This is a genomic window from Flavicella sp. IMCC45537 (assembly GCF_057197705.1).
Genome location: NZ_CM170067.1, coordinates 626,523 through 643,247, shown reverse-complemented (window position 1 = coordinate 643,247; position 16,725 = coordinate 626,523). Strand labels below are relative to the sequence as shown.

The 16,725-nt window shown below is 33.4% G+C and carries 16 protein-coding genes; 7 read left to right on the top strand and 9 right to left on the bottom strand.

All coding sequences use genetic code 11. The features are described from left to right. Positions 1 to 322: 322 nt before the first annotated feature. The 4 genes from AC2DGP_RS02965 to nudK all read left to right on the top strand — a co-directional run bounded on the left by AC2DGP_RS02965 (position 323) and on the right by nudK (position 3,681). Positions 323 to 1,522 carry a hypothetical protein gene (locus AC2DGP_RS02965; RefSeq protein ID WP_484491543.1) on the top strand — a complete coding sequence of 400 codons (1,200 nt, stop codon included), beginning with the start codon at positions 323 to 325 and terminating at the stop codon, positions 1,520 to 1,522. A 66-nt stretch (positions 1,523 to 1,588) separates the two neighbouring features. Then, positions 1,589 to 2,761 (top strand): hypothetical protein, encoded by a 1,173-nt coding sequence (locus tag AC2DGP_RS02960; RefSeq protein ID WP_484491542.1) that lies wholly within the window; start codon positions 1,589 to 1,591, stop codon positions 2,759 to 2,761. 181 nt (positions 2,762 to 2,942) lie between these two features. After that, the gene (locus AC2DGP_RS02955; RefSeq protein ID WP_484491541.1) at positions 2,943 to 3,104 is read left to right on the top strand and encodes a hypothetical protein; all 162 of its coding nucleotides are present in this window, start codon (positions 2,943 to 2,945) and stop codon (positions 3,102 to 3,104) included. Then, positions 3,097 to 3,681, top strand: coding sequence for a GDP-mannose pyrophosphatase NudK (gene nudK, locus AC2DGP_RS02950; protein ID WP_484491540.1), 585 nt, complete (start codon positions 3,097 to 3,099; stop codon positions 3,679 to 3,681). Before AC2DGP_RS02955 ends, nudK begins: the two co-directional genes overlap by 8 nt. A gap of 72 nt (positions 3,682 to 3,753) precedes the next feature. Here nudK and AC2DGP_RS02945 read toward each other — a convergent pair whose 3' ends face one another. The 4 genes from AC2DGP_RS02945 to sucC (AC2DGP_RS02930) form a co-directional block, all read right to left on the bottom strand. Further along, positions 3,754 to 4,365, bottom strand: coding sequence for a thioredoxin family protein (locus AC2DGP_RS02945; RefSeq protein ID WP_484491539.1), 612 nt, complete (start codon positions 4,363 to 4,365; stop codon positions 3,754 to 3,756). A gap of 66 nt (positions 4,366 to 4,431) precedes the next feature. Continuing rightward, a complete protein-coding gene (locus AC2DGP_RS02940) occupies positions 4,432 to 5,394 on the bottom strand; it encodes a D-2-hydroxyacid dehydrogenase (RefSeq protein WP_484491538.1) in 963 nt (320 codons plus the stop codon). A gap of 139 nt (positions 5,395 to 5,533) precedes the next feature. Then, positions 5,534 to 6,727, bottom strand: coding sequence for an ADP-forming succinate--CoA ligase subunit beta (gene sucC / locus AC2DGP_RS02935; protein WP_484491537.1), 1,194 nt, complete (start codon positions 6,725 to 6,727; stop codon positions 5,534 to 5,536). Between the two features lie 210 nt (positions 6,728 to 6,937). After that, positions 6,938 to 8,131, bottom strand: coding sequence for an ADP-forming succinate--CoA ligase subunit beta (gene sucC, locus AC2DGP_RS02930; RefSeq protein ID WP_484491536.1), 1,194 nt, complete (start codon positions 8,129 to 8,131; stop codon positions 6,938 to 6,940). A gap of 186 nt (positions 8,132 to 8,317) precedes the next feature. On the opposite strand from sucC (AC2DGP_RS02930), the gene AC2DGP_RS02925 reads away from it, so the two are divergent. From AC2DGP_RS02925 to AC2DGP_RS02915, 3 genes are read left to right on the top strand one after another with little or no spacing between them, the layout of a single operon-like run. Next, the gene (locus AC2DGP_RS02925; protein WP_484491535.1) at positions 8,318 to 9,022 is read left to right on the top strand and encodes an ABC transporter ATP-binding protein; all 705 of its coding nucleotides are present in this window, start codon (positions 8,318 to 8,320) and stop codon (positions 9,020 to 9,022) included. Further along, positions 9,022 to 9,759, top strand: coding sequence for a 5'-methylthioadenosine/adenosylhomocysteine nucleosidase (locus tag AC2DGP_RS02920; protein ID WP_484491534.1), 738 nt, complete (start codon positions 9,022 to 9,024; stop codon positions 9,757 to 9,759). The genes AC2DGP_RS02925 and AC2DGP_RS02920 overlap by 1 nt, the downstream gene beginning before the upstream one ends. 6 nt (positions 9,760 to 9,765) lie before the next feature. After that, positions 9,766 to 10,422 (top strand): HAD family hydrolase, encoded by a 657-nt coding sequence (locus AC2DGP_RS02915; protein ID WP_484491533.1) that lies wholly within the window; start codon positions 9,766 to 9,768, stop codon positions 10,420 to 10,422. Positions 10,423 to 10,487: 65 nt separating this feature from the next. On the opposite strand, the gene AC2DGP_RS02910 is transcribed toward AC2DGP_RS02915, so the two are convergent. From AC2DGP_RS02910 to AC2DGP_RS02890, 5 genes are read right to left on the bottom strand one after another with little or no spacing between them, the layout of a single operon-like run. After that, positions 10,488 to 11,801 (bottom strand): DEAD/DEAH box helicase, encoded by a 1,314-nt coding sequence (locus tag AC2DGP_RS02910; RefSeq protein WP_484491532.1) that lies wholly within the window; start codon positions 11,799 to 11,801, stop codon positions 10,488 to 10,490. Beyond that, positions 11,801 to 13,141, bottom strand: coding sequence for a DEAD/DEAH box helicase (locus AC2DGP_RS02905; RefSeq protein ID WP_484491531.1), 1,341 nt, complete (start codon positions 13,139 to 13,141; stop codon positions 11,801 to 11,803). The genes AC2DGP_RS02910 and AC2DGP_RS02905 overlap by 1 nt, the downstream gene beginning before the upstream one ends. A 60-nt stretch (positions 13,142 to 13,201) precedes the next feature. Continuing rightward, positions 13,202 to 13,771 carry a uracil-DNA glycosylase family protein gene (locus AC2DGP_RS02900; RefSeq protein ID WP_484491530.1) on the bottom strand — a complete coding sequence of 190 codons (570 nt, stop codon included), beginning with the start codon at positions 13,769 to 13,771 and terminating at the stop codon, positions 13,202 to 13,204. Between the two features lie 3 nt (positions 13,772 to 13,774). Then, the gene (locus AC2DGP_RS02895; RefSeq protein WP_484491529.1) at positions 13,775 to 15,235 is read right to left on the bottom strand and encodes an AAA family ATPase; all 1,461 of its coding nucleotides are present in this window, start codon (positions 15,233 to 15,235) and stop codon (positions 13,775 to 13,777) included. Between the two features lie 3 nt (positions 15,236 to 15,238). Next, positions 15,239 to 16,360 carry a vWA domain-containing protein gene (locus AC2DGP_RS02890; RefSeq protein ID WP_484491528.1) on the bottom strand — a complete coding sequence of 374 codons (1,122 nt, stop codon included), beginning with the start codon at positions 16,358 to 16,360 and terminating at the stop codon, positions 15,239 to 15,241. Positions 16,361 to 16,725: the final 365 nt, after the last annotated feature.

Genomic DNA, 16,725 nt, shown 5'->3' with positions numbered 1-16,725 from the left:
ATTGTTATTTAATCAGCCACTCCCTACTATTAATAGCTAGCTTATTATAGCTAACTACTTATAACCTATTTCCTCGCTTTTATACTCTATTTCAACCTAGTTATGCCTTTTTTCTCAATAAAAAGAACGATTACTTCAAATTTGCAGCATCTAAACATAATGAACAGAAGGACATGTTTGTCACCAGTATCATTATGTTTTAAAAGTAAAATCTGATATAAGTTCGTTAAGTAGCTACACTAATTTATTGATTTACAAGTGGAATCCGAAAACCTTCAAATAGAGTAGGAAAAATTAAACCCTTAAAATTTCATAAACTACTATGAAAAAAATTATTTCAAAATTAGCTGTCATAGCGTTTGCCATTGGTTTTACAATGACTTCTTGTTCAGAACAAGAAACAACAGAAAACAATCATAGCACAGGAACGGTAGAATTCTCTATCCAAGAAAGTGTTATCAAAAATGCTTCGAGTAAACAATCTAAAGGAACGGCTGCTAAAACAAATTCACTAGAAGATGCTACCAAAGCCATTATAACAATACTAAATAATGATGGTTCCTCTACAGATTATGACAATACAGAACTAAACGTAAATAAATTGAATGGAGAATTATTAGTTCAAAAAATTGCTTTGCCTTTAGGAGATTATCAACTGACTCAGTTTAGTTTTATGGATGTAAATAATGATATTATTTATACAACTCCGTTAGCGGGTTCTGATTTAGCAGACCTTGTAACAAATCCGTTGGCTATCAATTTCGCTGTTGCGAATGGTTCAGCAACTCCTGTAGATGTTGAAGTCGTATCTACGGAAACATACACTCCACAAGATTTTGGTTTGGTAAGTTTCCCTATCACAGAGGTTGAAAAATTAGATTTTCTTTTAGCTGTATCCGAATTAGGTTCTAATGAAATTCTAGCAGGAGAATATTCTGTAACCGCAACTGGTTTTTCGACTACGAAAGCATTTACTGCAATTGAAGAAAATGTTATTACCGTAAGAGACATAGAAAATGCAACGTACACACTTATTGTTAATGTTGACGGATACGAATCTCAAACTATTGAACTTACTAGGAATCAAATTGCAACTACCTATCATACAGCTCCTTTAGTAGTTGAGTTAATAAAAATCGAGTCAATTCAAGGTTTTTCTGATGATTTTAGTGGAATAAACTGGTCTACCTCTGGAGTAATTGTGCGTTCTTTCTCTGACAGCGCTTTCACTTTTGACTGTGGAGGTGGCGGTGGTGGTGTTGTTGCACAAATCACAGTCCCAAGTAACGGAACCATTAGTTTTGATTGGGATATTGTAATTAGATCAGCTGGTCAATACGGAGATGTAATCAAATATATCATCAATGGTGTTCCTACAGATTTATCCACAAGTGGAAGTGCTTCTGGAAGCGTTGTGGAGATTCCTGTAAATGCCGGAGATGTATTTGAATTCTCTACATGGGGAACTACTCAATCTTCTAGCTACTACGGCAGCATCACAAATTTCGTTTTTACTTACTAATAAAAAAATTAACAAAACATCAGATTTACTCTAGTGTTTTGTTTCACTAAATCAACTTATTATATTATGAAAAATTCAATACAAAAATTAGTACTTGCATCACTATCACTTATGTTGTTTGTTACTTCATGTGCAGAGCAAAATGATAATGTTTCTATTGAAGAACAAAACACAGGAACGATAGAATTCTCTATCCAGGAAAGTGTTATCAAAAATGCTTCAAGCAAACAATCTAAAGGAACAGCTGCTAAAACAAACTCACTAGAAGATGTTACCAAAGCCATTATAACAATTCTAGCTGCTGATGGTTCCTCTACAGATTATGACAATACAGAACTAAACGTAAATAGATTGAATGGAGAATTATTAGTTCAAAAAATTGCTTTGCCAATTGGAGATTATCAACTAACTCTATTTAGTTTTATGGATGTAAATAATGATATTATCTATACAACTCCATTAGCTGGTTCAGATTTAGCAGACCTTGTAACAAATCCGTTGGCTATCAATTTCGCTGTTGCGAATGGTTCAGCAACTCCTGTAGATGTTGAAGTCGTATCTACGGAAACATACACTCCACAAGATTTTGGATTGGTAAGCTTCCCTATTGCAGAAGTTGAAAAATTAGATTTTCTTTTAGCTGTTTCACAGTTAGGAAGTAATGACATATTAGCTGGAGAATATTTTATTCATACCGAAGGTTTTTCTACCACTAAAACTTTTGCAGCTATTGAAGAAAATGTAGTAACAGTAAGAGATATTACAGATGCCGTTTATGAATTACATATTTCTGTTGAAGATTATGATGAGTTCAGCATCAATTTGAATAGGGATGATATTGTAAACGTTTATCATGATACTCCTTTGATTGTGGAGCTACTAAAATCTGAAACCTGTTATTTGTTTTCTGATACTGCACTAGGAGTCAATCCGTTGTACATGGGTACGGGTGGACAAACAGTGTATTTAGATGAAACTCTTCTCGTAAACTCAGGAACTGCTGCGATAAGAGCAAATACCAGCGCCCTATCTAATGCCTATATTTACCTTTATGATGAAAATGATGTTCAAGTAGGATTCATTACAGGTATCCCTAATAATTACGGAACAGTAGATAACTTATCAATCGTATTAAATGATGGTTTTGATTATCCTCTAGAGGTTGCTTCTTATCAAGTATATTCATGGTGGAATAGCGCTTCCATGGTGGAATTATCTCTTTGTGGTTATCTAAAATAAACCACGCTAATAATTAGTTTAGTATATAAAGCGTACAGGTTAATTCCTGTATGCTTTTTTATTATTTAGCAATACTGAACAAATAACACCTTGCATTAAACAAAGTTTCTTCTATGAGAAAACACAGTTATTGCATATTTAATTTTTAGTAAATTTGTAATAGCTTAAAAAGAATATTACCATGAAGTACCTCACACCAGATATTGAAAAGCTTGCAAAAAGCACTTCAAATAAATCGTTGGCAAAGCCAGGAGTTTCTTGTGGTATTTTCCAAGATTGTCATGATACTAATTTGAGTTATACACAAAAAATGATTGAATTTAACAAAAAGAAAAATGGATAGTGAACGCGTAAAGGTTAAAAACGTTGAAGTTTTATCTGACAATTGGTACACCCTTAATAAAGTTACTTTTGATTATTTAAGAAATGATGGTACTTGGCAAACACAAATAAGAGAATCTTATGACAGAGGCAACGGGGCAGCTGTTTTTCTCTATAATAAAATAACAAAAAACGTAATTCTCATCAAGCAATTTCGTTATCCCAGTTATGAAAATGGTAATAAAACTGGACTTTTAATTGAAGCTTGCGCTGGATTACTGGATGAAGATGATCCCGAGACATGTATCAAAAAAGAAATCCTAGAAGAAACGGGCTACAAAATAAAATCAGTTAAAAAGGTTTTTGAAGCTTATATGACACCTGGAGCGGTAACCGAACAAATACATTATTTTATTGGGGAATATACCGATGACATGAAAACCTCTAAAGGCGGTGGATTGCATACCGAACAAGAAGATATTGAAGTGCTAGAAATGTCTTTCTCAGAAGCAATTCTCCTTTTAAACGAAGGGAAAATTAAAGATGCAAAAACCATGTTATTACTGCAATACGCACAAATACATAAACTTGTTGAATAAGTAATTCTAAAAACTTTATCAAATTAAAACCCCATTCATTTTGAATGGGGTTTTAATTTAACTTGCTTTTTTTCATGAATTTGTATCGACTTTTTTTATAAGTGCCAAAATATCATCTAGCGTATCTTTCCCTTTATCCTTATTATACCACCTTTGGAGATCTTCTTTAAACTGAGGATCCAAGCCCCCATGTAATTCTTTGTAATCATCAACCATTTTAGCGGCTACTTTAGGACGAGGTCCCCATTCACCAACAACTTCCTCAGTTTTTTGATCAATTACAATTAATTTTGGAATGGCTTTGTTACCATTGGTTAAAAATTGATTCATCAAGTCTTCGTTTTCGTCACGAAGCACAACCTGTAAATCAATTCGATCTGACAATTCTGAAATTTTATCAATCATAGGTGCTGTTTGTGCCGCATCTCCACACCAACTTTCAGTTATTAATAACCATGTTTGATTCGTTTCTATATTTTCAATTACACTTTTAGAATCAGCATCAATTTTCAAGGTTTTATGCAGTCTAGACATCCGTCTCTCGTTCAATTTGGAATAATTCAACAAAGCCTCAGATTGATCGCTCCCTGTAGATTTTCCTTCTTCTATCAAACGACTTACCATTTCTCTATATTCTGTAAAACCGATTCCTTTTTGTAAACTATCTTTTATAACTGTATCCATGATAAAATTGTTTTTTTTTACTTGGACGAAAATAAACGAAAGCCTAACATCAGTTTTTTCAATACATCAATTGACTTTGTTTATAGGGTTGCCTTTAATATATTCTTTTAGATTATTTACCGCCGTATTAATCAGACGTTGTCTTGCTGCTTTCGTAGCCCAAGCTATATGAGGAGTAATGATACAATTTTTAGCTTTCAATAAAGGATTATTCGCTTCCATCGGCTCTACAGAAACCACATCTAAAGCTGCCGCGGCTATCCTTTCTGTGTTCAATGCCTCCATTAAATCTATTTCATTTATCAAACCACCTCTAGCTGTATTAATGATCATAACCTCTTTTTTCATTTGATTGATTAACTTTTTATCAATCAATTCTTTATTAGCTTCTGTCAATGCACAATGTAAACTTATCACATCTGATGATCTAACAAGCTCATCTAAAGACACAAATTGCAAAGAATCTGACTCAAACTCCTTCTTATAACTTCTGTTATACACCAAAACTTTCATACCAAAAGCTTCAGCCAAAACAGCCGTGGCTTGACCAATTTTACCAAACCCAATGAGCCCCATAGTTTTTCCTTCCAACTCTATCAATGGCGAATTCCAATAACAAAAATCAACAGATTTTACCCAGTCCCCGTTTTGAACAGAACTATTATGGTCTCCTACCCGATGACACATCTCCAATAACAACCCCATTACAAATTGAGCAACAGCTTTTGTTCCATAGGATGGAATATTTGTAACCACTATATTTCTTAAGCTTGCGGTTGCCACATCTACAACATTAAACCCTGTAGCTAAAACACCTATATACTGAAGATTCTTAACCTTGTCTAATACTTCTTTCGAGAGAATCGTTTTATTTGTAAAAACCACTTCTGCATCAGCTATAGCTTTTACTATTTCATTGGTTTCATTAACCAATCTATCATATACAGTAACATCACCTAGTTTATTTAATTCATTCCAACTAAGATCCCCTGGATTCAGGGTATATCCATCTAATACAACTATTTTCATTCCAATATTTTAATTATATTCTAAACTAAGCTATTTTTTTTATGCATTTTCTTCGATAATAAAAAACTAAGCGAAATTTATTGCACAAAAAAACCGTTTCCAAAAAATTGAAAACGGTTTTAAACTTTATGATATAAGCCTAAGCCAATACTTCTTGTACTTTATCAGCAGCTTCTTGAAATTCTGTAGCAGAAATAATTTCCATTCCGCTATTATCAATCAACTCCTTAGCCTCTTTAGCATTTGTTCCTTGCAAACGGCAAATGATTGGCACATTGATTTTATCTCCCATACTTTTGTAAGCATCTACAACTCCTTGTGCTACACGATCACAACGTACGATACCTCCAAAAATGTTAACTAAAATAGCTTTAACATTAGGGTCTTTCAAGATAATTCCAAAAGCAGCTTCAACACGGGCAGCATCTGCTGTACCTCCTACGTCTAAGAAGTTAGCAGGATCTCCACCAGCTTGCTTGATTAAATCCATCGTTCCCATTGCCAATCCAGCTCCGTTTACCATACATCCAACATTACCATCTAAATCTACATAATTCAATCCTACAGCTTTCGCTTCTACTTCGATAGGATTCTCCTCACGGATATCTCTCATTTCTAGATAATCCTTATGACGATACAAAGCATTCTCATCTAAAGTTACTTTAGCATCAACTGCTAAAATCTTATTATCTGAAGTTTTTAAAACAGGATTGATTTCGAACATTGCAGAGTCAGAAGACACATAAGCATTGTATAAAGCCGTAACAAATTTTGTCATTTCTTTGAATGCATTACCACTCAAACCTAAATTGAAAGCAATTTTTCTAGCTTGAAAAGGCAATACTCCTGTTGCAGGATCAATCTCTTCTGTAAAAATTAAGTGTGGCGTCTCTTCTGCAACAGTTTCAATATCCATACCACCTTCCGTTGAATACATTACCATATTACGTCCAGTTGCTCTATTTAACAAAACAGACACATAAAACTCTTCCGTTTCTGCTTCACCAGGGTAGTAAACATCCTCAGCAATCAATACTTGATTTACTAATTTACCTTCAGCAGAAGTTTGAGGTGTTACTAGCATCATCCCTAAAATATCGTTAGAGATACTTTTTACCTCATCAAGGTTTTTGGCCAATTTAACTCCACCACCTTTACCACGACCACCTGCATGAACTTGTGCTTTTACCACATACCAGCTAGTCTCAGTTTGTTTTGTTAATTCTTTTGCAGCTTCTACAGCTTCTTCAGGAGTACTTGCAACGATACCACGTTGAATTCTTACTCCAAAACTATTCAATATTTCTTTTCCTTGATATTCGTGTAAGTTCATCTTAATTTATATTTTTTGTAAAAAAAATCCGTCGCGAAAATACTAATTAATATAAAACAAATACAAAAAAAACATCAATCAATTTTAAAAATATCAAATAGATACGAAAACGTATTAGTAATTATGATTTCATAAAAAAACATGCCTATTTAAAGCAAAAAACCGCTTCCATAAAAATGAAAACGGTTCTTGAAAATTTAATTTTATAGTCTAAGCCAAAACTTCTTGTACTTTATCAGCAGCTTCTTGAAACTCCGTAGCAGATATAATTTCCATTCCGCTATTATCAATCAACTCCTTAGCTTCTTTAGCATTTGTACCTTGCAAACGGCAAATAATAGGAACGTTAATCTTATCTCCCATATTTTTATAAGCATCTACTACTCCCTGTGCTACACGATCACAACGCACGATACCACCAAAAATATTAACCAAAATAGCTTTTACGTTAGGATCTTTCAAGATAATCCCAAAAGCAGCCTCTACACGTGCAGCATCCGCTGTACCTCCTACATCTAAGAAGTTAGCAGGATCTCCACCAGCTTGCTTGATTAAATCCATTGTTCCCATTGCCAATCCAGCTCCGTTTACCATACATCCAACATTCCCATCTAAATCTACATAGTTTAATCCTACAGCTTTCGCTTCTACTTCAATTGGGTTTTCTTCTTTTACATCTCTTAATTCAATATAATCTTTATGACGATACAAAGCATTCTCATCTAAAGTAACTTTTGAATCAACAGCCAAGATTTGATCATCCGCTGTTTTAAAAACAGGATTGATTTCAAATAATGAAGAATCAGAACCAACATAGGCATTGTATAAAGCTGTTACAAATTTTGTCATATCTTTAAAAGCAGCTCCAGACAACCCTAAGTTAAAAGCAACTTTTCTAGCTTGAAATGGTAAAACACCTGTTGCTGGGTCAATTTCCTCCGTAAAAATTAAGTGTGGAGTTTCTTCAGCAACTGTTTCAATATCCATACCTCCCTCAGTAGAATACATAATCATATTTTTACCTGTTCCTCTATTCAACAAAACAGACATATAAAATTCTTCTGGCTTAGAAGGCCCATCATAATATACATTTTCAGAAATCAATACTTTATGAACTTCCTTTCCTTCTGCAGAAGTCTGAGGAGTTACCAACATCATCCCTAAAATCTGTTCAGCATATGTTTTTACTTCTTCGATAGATTTAGCAATTTTTACACCACCTCCTTTACCACGTCCTCCAGCGTGAATTTGTGCTTTTACTGCAAATACAGTACATCCTTTTTCTTTATTAATTTCTTTGGCTGCAGCTAAAGCCTCGTCTGGAGTATTGGCAACAATCTCCATAGGAACCTTTACTCCAAATCCTTTTAAAATTTCTTTCGCTTGATATTCGTGTAAATTCATCTATTTTAGTTTAAAAGTGTGTACACAAATGTAGGAATCCTTTGACCAAATCCCATGTTTTTCAGTGTTTTTAGGACGTTATTATCCATTCCAAAATTTTTGACAGTCTAAATTAACAAGAAAGCTAAAAAAGGAACCTCATTTTGCTGCATTTTTAATATTTTCGTGCTTTTAAGCAAGCCAAAAATGATAAAAGCAAGTAACTTACATAAATATTATGGAGATTTAGAAGTTCTTAAAGGAGTGGACATTCATATAAAAAAAGCAGAAGTGATTGCTATTATTGGTCCCTCTGGAACAGGAAAAACTACACTACTCCAAATTTTAGGGACTTTAGACAGACCAACTAAAAAACTAGATTACAAACTTGAAATCAACGGAAAGTCTCTTCAAAGTATGTCCGATAGTATGTTGTCTAAATTTAGAAATGAAAACATTGGATTCATTTTTCAGTTTCACCAACTTTTACCTGAATTTACCGCTTTAGAAAATGTTTGTATCCCTGCCTTTATAGCTAATAAAAGTAAAAAGGAGACTGAGACAAAAGCACTCAAGCTATTAGATTACCTTGGATTGTCAGACCGAACTACACACAAACCCAATGAATTATCTGGTGGAGAACAACAACGTGTTGCCGTTGCCAGAGCTTTAATAAATGACCCCGCTGTCATTTTTGCTGACGAACCTAGTGGTAATTTAGATTCTAAATCTGCAGAAAACCTTCATCATTTATTTCTAAAATTACGTGAAGAAATGGGACAAACCTTTGTCATAGTCACCCACAATAAAAAACTTGCAGAAATGGCTGATAAAACGCTTGAAATGAAAGATGGGATTATTATTGAAGAAACCAATAATCTAAAAAAATTAACCGAAGACCCCCTAAAATAATGAACATAGGAATCATAAGTGCCATGCCCGAAGAAGTTCAATCATTGATTGACATAATAGAAGACGTGCGTATTACAGATAAAGGAATGAGAACCTATTACAACGGTACCATCAATTCAACAAACGTTGTCATTGCATTCTCTAGATGGGGCAAAGTTGCATCAGCAATTACTGCTACCCAAATGATAAACGACTTCAAACTAGATGAAATTATTTTTACAGGAGTTTCTGGATCTTTAGACAATAAGCTTAAGGTTGGGGATATCGTATTGGGCACAAAATTATTTCAGCATGATATGGATACCACTCCCCTTTTTAAAAAGTTTGAAATTCCTCTTTTAGGAAAAACTTACTTTGAAACCAAGAAAAACAATAGACTTGAAATGTCTAGTGCAAATTTTGCTAAAAACATTGCTGATTATATTAGCGCTGATAAATTGTCTCTGTTTGATATTAATTCAGTGGACATCAGAAAAGGAGCTATTCTAAGCGGTGACCAATTTATAAGTTCTAAAGCCAAAGTATCTGAACTAAAAAAAGAAATTCCCGATGCCTTATGTGTTGAAATGGAAGGAGCTTCTGTAGCACAAGTTTGTTATGAATATGGAATTCCATTTTCAATTATTAGAATCATCTCAGACAATGCGAATGACGATGCTCCTATAGATTTCCAAGAATTCACAAAGGCAGTTGCCAGCAAATACGCAAAAGGAATTTTAGAACACTATCTTAATTAACCAATAATGACAGGAATTAAAGCAGAAGGAATTATTTTTGATCTAGATGGAACACTCGTTAATTCGATACAAGATATTGCGGATTCCATGAACTATGTGCTAAATCAAGCAAATTTCCCAACACACTCCTACGCTACTTATGCTACCTTTATTGGTGGAGGAATAAAAAACCTTGTTTCCAAAGCAGTTCCAGCAGACAGTTCAAACAATATTGTTGACTCATGTTTTGATGCAATGATGCAACATTACACAACTAACTGCACAAACAAAACAGCTGTATATGAAGGAATCAACACATTACTAACTCAATTATATGCTAAAAACATTCCTTTAGCTATCTTATCAAACAAAGCAGATCAATTAACTAAAAAGGTAGTTGAAGCGAAACTACCCGATATTTTTTTACATGTACAAGGGATGACAACGGAAAAGTTAAAAAAACCAAATCCTGAAGTCGTTGTAAACATGTGCAAAACACTGAAAACAACTCCTAAAAACACTGTTTATATTGGAGATACTTCTGTAGACATCGCTACTGCAAAAAATGCAGGAATGATATCCGTAGCGGTTTCTTGGGGTTTTAGATCTAAAGAAAATTTACAAAAACTAAATCCCGATTATATCATTGACTCTCCACAAGAATTATTTGATTTGATAAAATAAATCTTGTGAATGATTCATTAAATTGTCTGGCTCTCTCATAATAAAAACTAACTAATAACACTGCTTTATAATATAGAGACCCTAACTTTTTTCTTTTTCAACCTTGTATTATTTAAACTTTGTGCCAATTTAAATGCTATAGATTTAGGAACAGCAACAAACGCACAATCAGATTTAAGCTCGATAACACCTAATTGATCTTTGTTTATTTTCCCTTGTTTAAAAAACAATCCTGCAATATCACCTTTAGATATTTTATCCTTTCTACCACCTGAAATAAATAATGTTTCCCAGAATGGTGCCTTTATAACACTTTTCCCTGATAGGTTTTGAACAGCTGATTTGCCAACAAAACTTGGCAACTCCTCCTTATTCCATTTTATCATATAAGCAGTACCTTTGGCATTTACCCTTGCTGTTCTCCCATTCCTATGCGTAAATTCCTCAGCACCTTCCGGAATTTCAAAATGAATAATATACTTCATCTCCGGAATATCAATACCTCTAGCCGCTAAGTCACTTGCTAACAATATAGTGGCAGAGCCATTTCTCAAACGAATCAAAGCCCTTTCTCGTTCTTTTTGATCTACTCCTGCATGAAAACAAGTGTGTATAATTTTTTTCTTAGTCAAAAACGAACTTAAATCTTCAAGCGTATTCTTTTGATTACAAAAAACAATTCCTGGTTCATCCCCTAACATTTCAAGCAATTCAACCAAAGTATTGTGCTTGTTTTTAGAAGTTGATATAACCGTTTTTAAGGTCAGTTTCGCATCTTTTTTTTCCGTCAAATAATTTAAAGTCACCGCTTTCTCCATCTGTATATATCTAGGAATTTCCATATCCTGAGTTGCAGATGTAAGTACTTTTTTATCAACATTTGATAGAGATTTCACAATTCGCTGCATATCTCCGCCTGCACCTACCTCAAAAGAAATATCAAACTCATCAATAATCAAAGTCTTAACTTCTTTCGTTGTAAACCTCTCTTTACCGAAATGATCTGACAACCTACCTGGTGTACCAATCAAAATTGATGGTGTTGTTTTTAAATCTATCTTATCTTTTGCAATAGCCCTTCCTCCATAAATTGCATTTACTTTATATCCTGAGCCCATAGAACGAATTACCTGTTCTATTTGAATTGCAAGTTCTCTAGACGGAACTACTATTACTGCCTGGACTTCTTGTATAGCAGGATTTAACCTTTCTAAAAGGGGCAATAAAAACGCTAAGGTTTTACCGGTCCCAGTTGGTGAAAGAATGACCGTATTTTCATTAGAGTCAATTACTCCTAACGCTTCTTCTTGCATAGGATTCAATTGATAAATGTTTAATTTATTCAAAATCTCCTGTTGATCTTTTATTTTATTGGCCATTACTTTCTTTTTTTCTTTTTTGAAGTTTCCTTTTCTAAAGCACTATTTTCTTGCTGCATCACATAATTCGCAAATAATTTTTCAACCAACTCTTCTTTTGTTAAATGATGAAAAATTGTATGAATTTTATTCTTATATTCCTTAGAAACATTATGATTGGGTTTCGTTTTAAATATCTTCTTTGCCCATAACAAACCATTATTTTCTTCAATACTTTGCGCAGTTGCTTTTTCAAATTCCCCAAAACGAATTCCAAGTTCATTTTCAAAACCATCCAGATCCTCCACTTCTTCTTGTTGAATCACAGACAATGCCAAACCATCAGCACCTGCCCTAGCCGTTCTTCCAGATCGATGGACGTAGGTATCATAAGTATCAGGCAAATGATAATTCACCACATAGGCAATATCTTTCACATCAATCCCCCTTGCAGCCAAATCTGTTGCTACTAAAATATTAATATGCCCCATTCTAAATTGTCCCATAATCCTATCTCGTATTCCTTGAGATAAACTTCCATGAATTGCTCCAGAAGAGAATTTATTTATCGCTAAATTTTTAGCTAACTTGTTTACTGCTGCTTTCGTTTTACAAAATATAATCCCTTGAACACCTTCATTAGAATTCAGAAAATGCATCAAAACATTTAACTTTTCTATGGGTTCGACAACAACATATTTATGATCAATTTTATTATTACCTGTAACCGCCATATCAACAGAAACTTGAGTAATATGTTTTGACATATAATTCTGAATCAACTGCTTTACAACACCGGGCATGGTAGCAGTAAACAAAAACGTTCTTCTTTTTTTAGGTAAAACCGCAACAATTTTATCCAATCCTTCTTTAAGAGAGGTGATCATTTCATCCGCCTCATCTAAAACAAAATTTTTAACTTTTGTAACATCTATCTCTCCTCGTTGAATCAAATCAATCAACCTTCCTGGAGTAGCCACCACTACATGTGTTTTATCTTTAAGTAACTCAATTTGTGGTTTAATCGGAACACCACCACAAACAGAAGCTATTGAAATTTCATCTGAGTGAACACAATACGATTTTAAATTATTGTATATCTGCTGACCTAACTCCCTTGTAGGAGCCAAAATTAATGTTTGAATCTCATCCACAGAAAGATCAATCATTTGCAATAAAGGCAGACCAAATGCAGCTGTTTTACCAGTACCTGTTTTTGCTAACCCTACAAAATCATCTGTTTGATTTAATATTACCGGAATAGATTTTTCCTGAATTTCAGTAGGATTTTCAATACCAACCCCTTGTAAAGATTTTAAGAACTCTTTTTGAATTCCAAGACTAGAAAATGTTTTAGACATACCTTTGAATTTTTGCAAAGATACTGTTAGCCTTTTAGATTATTGCAGATAATGCAATATTTAAAGTAATTCTTCTATTTTGTTTTTTAAAACAGGGAGTACTTTATCTTTAAACCATTCGTTTTTTTTCATCCAAATATTATTTCTTGGTGAAGGGTGTGGTAATACGAAAAATTTTGGCAAATAATCCGAATAAGCAACTACAGTCTCAGTAAGCGTACGCTTCATTGTATCCTTTAAATAATACTTCTGAGCATATCCACCCACCAACAACACTAAAGCTACTTCCTCTAATTCCTTAATTAATTTTGAATGCCACAGCGGAGCACATTCTTTTCTTGGAGGTAAATCCCCCGACTTCCCTTTTCCTGGATAACAAAATCCCATTGGAATGATCGATATAAAATCTTCATTGTAAAACAAATCTCTTTCAACTCCCATCCAGTTTCTTAGATTCTCTCCACTTTTGTCATCCCACGGAATCCCTGTACGATGCACTACACTTCCAGGCGCCTGTCCAATTATAATGATCTTCGATTTTTTTGATGCTGACAAAACAGGTCTGCACCCCTGTTTCAAAAAAGGGGCGCATTCCTTACAATTTCTAATTTCTTGTAAAAGCTCTTTCATTTCCTACATATCAGAAAACAAAGCGCCATACTGATCTCTAAAAGAATACCCTTCTTTAACCCTCTCTTTTGTTAACTTTTCAAACTCTACCAACGCCCATAAAATAAACTCTTTTAGAAAATAGGAATCTTCTTTTGCAGTTTCTTTTGCATATGTTTCTATCAAATCATCCAAAGGTGCAATATCATCTAAAGCAGATTTATATTCTACCTCAACACCATTATCAAACAATTCAAAATTTGTTTCCTCAAAAAACCAATCTAATAATGGATCATATGCATCTTTTTGATTTTCTTTTTTGAGCTTCGATATTTTAGGGAACTTTTCAAGAAATAAGGTCTTTACCGCTTCACCAATTAATTTTTCAGCTACAAAAGCAGCACCTTCTTGCTCTCCCTCATACACTAATTCAATTTTTCCGATAATTGAAGGAACCATCCCTAAAATATCGCTAAATCTTATGGAGGTACTATTTTCATTAGCACCTAAGGCTCTGTATTCTGCAGAACTTAATAAGTTTTCATATGCGGTAATACTCATTCTGGCGCTTATTCCACTTTTAGCATCTACGTATTCACTCTTTCTTGCTTCAAACCCAATACGTTCTACTAAATCTTTTACCAACTCAGGAATATGAATATCACACAACCTCGTTTCTTGAAGCGCTGCCTCCTGTGCCGTAATTGTTTTTGCAACCTCTAAATTTTCTGGATAATGCGTAAGTATTTGAGAACCTATTCTATCCTTTAACGGAGTAACAATACTTCCACGATTGGTATAATCCTCCGGATTGGCAGTAAAAACAAATTGTAAATCTACAGGCATTCTTAACTGAAAGCCTCTAATCTGAAGATCTCCTTCTTCTAAAATATTGAACAACGCTACTTGAATTCTTGCCTGTAAATCAGGTAGTTCATTGATTACAAAAATACAACGATTCGCTCTTGGTATCATTCCATAATGCAAAACCCTTTCATCTGCATAACTCAATTTTAATGTTGCTGCTTTGATAGGATCAATATCACCAATCAAATCAGAAATTGTTACATCTGGTGTTGCCAATTTCTCAAAAAAACGATCTTCTTTATGAAGCCATGCAATAGGAGTCTTATCCCCCATTTTCTCAACAGTTTCACGTCCGTAGGAACTAATAGGAAGCAATGGATCATCATGTATTTCTGAGCCTTCAATAAACGGAATATATTCATCCAATAACTGAACCATCAATCTTGCCAACCTTGTTTTTGCTTGTCCTCTTAACCCTAATAAATTTATGTTATGTTGAGATAAAATTGCTCTTTCTAATTGAGGAATCACCGTGTTTTCATAACCATGAATTCCTTCAAAAGAATTTTTATTAGCCTTAATATTTACTATTAAGTTATCTCTTAATTCTGCTTTTATGCTTTTCGAAACATATCCAGATTTTTTTAATTCACCTAAAGTTTTTATCGTTATATCCATAATTTATCGCATGCGTTTTTTTCTATTGTTTTCATAATCGTGAAATATCATTTCACCTAAACCTTCTAATCCTGTATAAAAAGCCTTGCCTTTATTTGATTCTGTGAACTTATCTACAAAATTTTGCAAATAAGGATCTCTTGCAATCATAAATGTTGTGATTGGAATATGCAATTTCCTGGCATATGCCGCCATATTATAGCACTTTTCAGTTATATATGGATCCAAACCATTACTATTTTTATAATACCTACCATCAGGTAACCTCAAACAACTTGGCTTTCCATCGGTAATCATAAAAATATGCTTATTGGTATTTCTTTTCCTTCTTAATATATCCATTGCTAAATTCAACCCAGCAACGGTGTTTGTATGATAAGGGCCTACTTGCAAATAAGGCAAATCTTTTACTTTAATTGTCCATGCATCATTTCCAAAAACAAGTATATCCAAGGTGTCTTTAGGATACCTCGATGTAATTAATTCTGATAAAGCCATGGCAACTTTTTTTGCCGGAGTAATTCTGTCCTCTCCATACAAAATCATACTATGACTAATATCAATCATTAAAACCGTACTCATTTGTGATTTATGATGCGTATCCTCAATAACTAGATCTTTCTCAGTTAAACTAAAATCTGTTAACCCATTATTGATTTGCGCATTTTTAAGACTTTCTGTAACTGACAAACTATCGATAGAATCACCAAACTGAAACGCCCTAAAATCTCCTGTCTTTTCATCTCCTAAACCACTATGCTTTGTTTTATGATTTCCTAAACCATTTTTCTTTATTTTCCCAAAGATCTGGTTTAAAGCATTTTTTCGTATCGCCTTTTCTGTTTTTGATGTGATTTTTGTTTTACCCTTTCCGTTTGGATCAATTTCATCTTTCAAATAGCCACGCTCCTTTAACTCGTCAATAAAATCATCTAAAGAATAAGTCTCATCAGTTAACTTATATTCTTTGTCTAATGTTTTCATCCATTTAATAGCTTCATCAAAATCCCCAGAAGTATGTGTAATTATCTCTTTAAATATGCCAAATAACTGATCAAATTTAGATTTCTCTTCTTCTTTAAAAGCTGAAAATTTAAAACCATGTCTATTTTTATTCAATTTCATTCTTTCTGATTTATGGACTCAAGTAAAATTACAAAAAAGTTTTAATTTTTGTTTATGTTATACTTAATTTTATTAAACAAAAAAAAGACATGGAAAACCATGTCTTTCTATTATCTTGTGGGTAGTTTTAAATTTTTGTTGCAATAAATATCAATCCTAATAATAAGGTATTAATTACAACTACCGTCTGAATCACTTTTTGTTTGGATATTTCCTTTGTTCGTACCATAGCGTAAGTTTTAACGTTTACTCAAAGTTCATAAAAACATACTGTAAAACATATATATTTAGATGAACTACTATTTTCTGTCGACCAAATTCAATAAACCTTACACAAACTGATTTTTATTAATACCTAAAAATTA

What these genes read in the sequence shown, in the direction of transcription:
- AC2DGP_RS02965 (WP_484491543.1), top strand. Translation starts at nt 323, where the DNA reads ATGAAAAAAATTATTTCAAAATTAGCTGTCATAGCGTTTGCCATTGGT.
- sucC (WP_484491536.1), bottom strand. Translation starts at nt 8,131, where the DNA reads ATGAATTTACACGAATATCAAGCGAAAGAAATTTTAAAAGGATTTGGA.
- AC2DGP_RS02925 (WP_484491535.1), top strand. Translation starts at nt 8,318, where the DNA reads ATGATAAAAGCAAGTAACTTACATAAATATTATGGAGATTTAGAAGTT.
- AC2DGP_RS02945 (WP_484491539.1), bottom strand. Translation starts at nt 4,365, where the DNA reads ATGGATACAGTTATAAAAGATAGTTTACAAAAAGGAATCGGTTTTACA.
- sucC (WP_484491537.1), bottom strand. Translation starts at nt 6,727, where the DNA reads ATGAACTTACACGAATATCAAGGAAAAGAAATATTGAATAGTTTTGGA.
- AC2DGP_RS02895 (WP_484491529.1), bottom strand. Translation starts at nt 15,235, where the DNA reads ATGGATATAACGATAAAAACTTTAGGTGAATTAAAAAAATCTGGATAT.
- AC2DGP_RS02890 (WP_484491528.1), bottom strand. Translation starts at nt 16,360, where the DNA reads ATGAAATTGAATAAAAATAGACATGGTTTTAAATTTTCAGCTTTTAAA.
- AC2DGP_RS02910 (WP_484491532.1), bottom strand. Translation starts at nt 11,801, where the DNA reads ATGGCCAATAAAATAAAAGATCAACAGGAGATTTTGAATAAATTAAAC.
- AC2DGP_RS02960 (WP_484491542.1), top strand. Translation starts at nt 1,589, where the DNA reads ATGAAAAATTCAATACAAAAATTAGTACTTGCATCACTATCACTTATG.
- AC2DGP_RS02905 (WP_484491531.1), bottom strand. Translation starts at nt 13,141, where the DNA reads ATGTCTAAAACATTTTCTAGTCTTGGAATTCAAAAAGAGTTCTTAAAA.
- AC2DGP_RS02955 (WP_484491541.1), top strand. Translation starts at nt 2,943, where the DNA reads ATGAAGTACCTCACACCAGATATTGAAAAGCTTGCAAAAAGCACTTCA.
- AC2DGP_RS02900 (WP_484491530.1), bottom strand. Translation starts at nt 13,771, where the DNA reads ATGAAAGAGCTTTTACAAGAAATTAGAAATTGTAAGGAATGCGCCCCT.
- AC2DGP_RS02915 (WP_484491533.1), top strand. Translation starts at nt 9,766, where the DNA reads ATGACAGGAATTAAAGCAGAAGGAATTATTTTTGATCTAGATGGAACA.
- nudK (WP_484491540.1), top strand. Translation starts at nt 3,097, where the DNA reads ATGGATAGTGAACGCGTAAAGGTTAAAAACGTTGAAGTTTTATCTGAC.
- AC2DGP_RS02920 (WP_484491534.1), top strand. Translation starts at nt 9,022, where the DNA reads ATGAACATAGGAATCATAAGTGCCATGCCCGAAGAAGTTCAATCATTG.
- AC2DGP_RS02940 (WP_484491538.1), bottom strand. Translation starts at nt 5,394, where the DNA reads ATGAAAATAGTTGTATTAGATGGATATACCCTGAATCCAGGGGATCTT.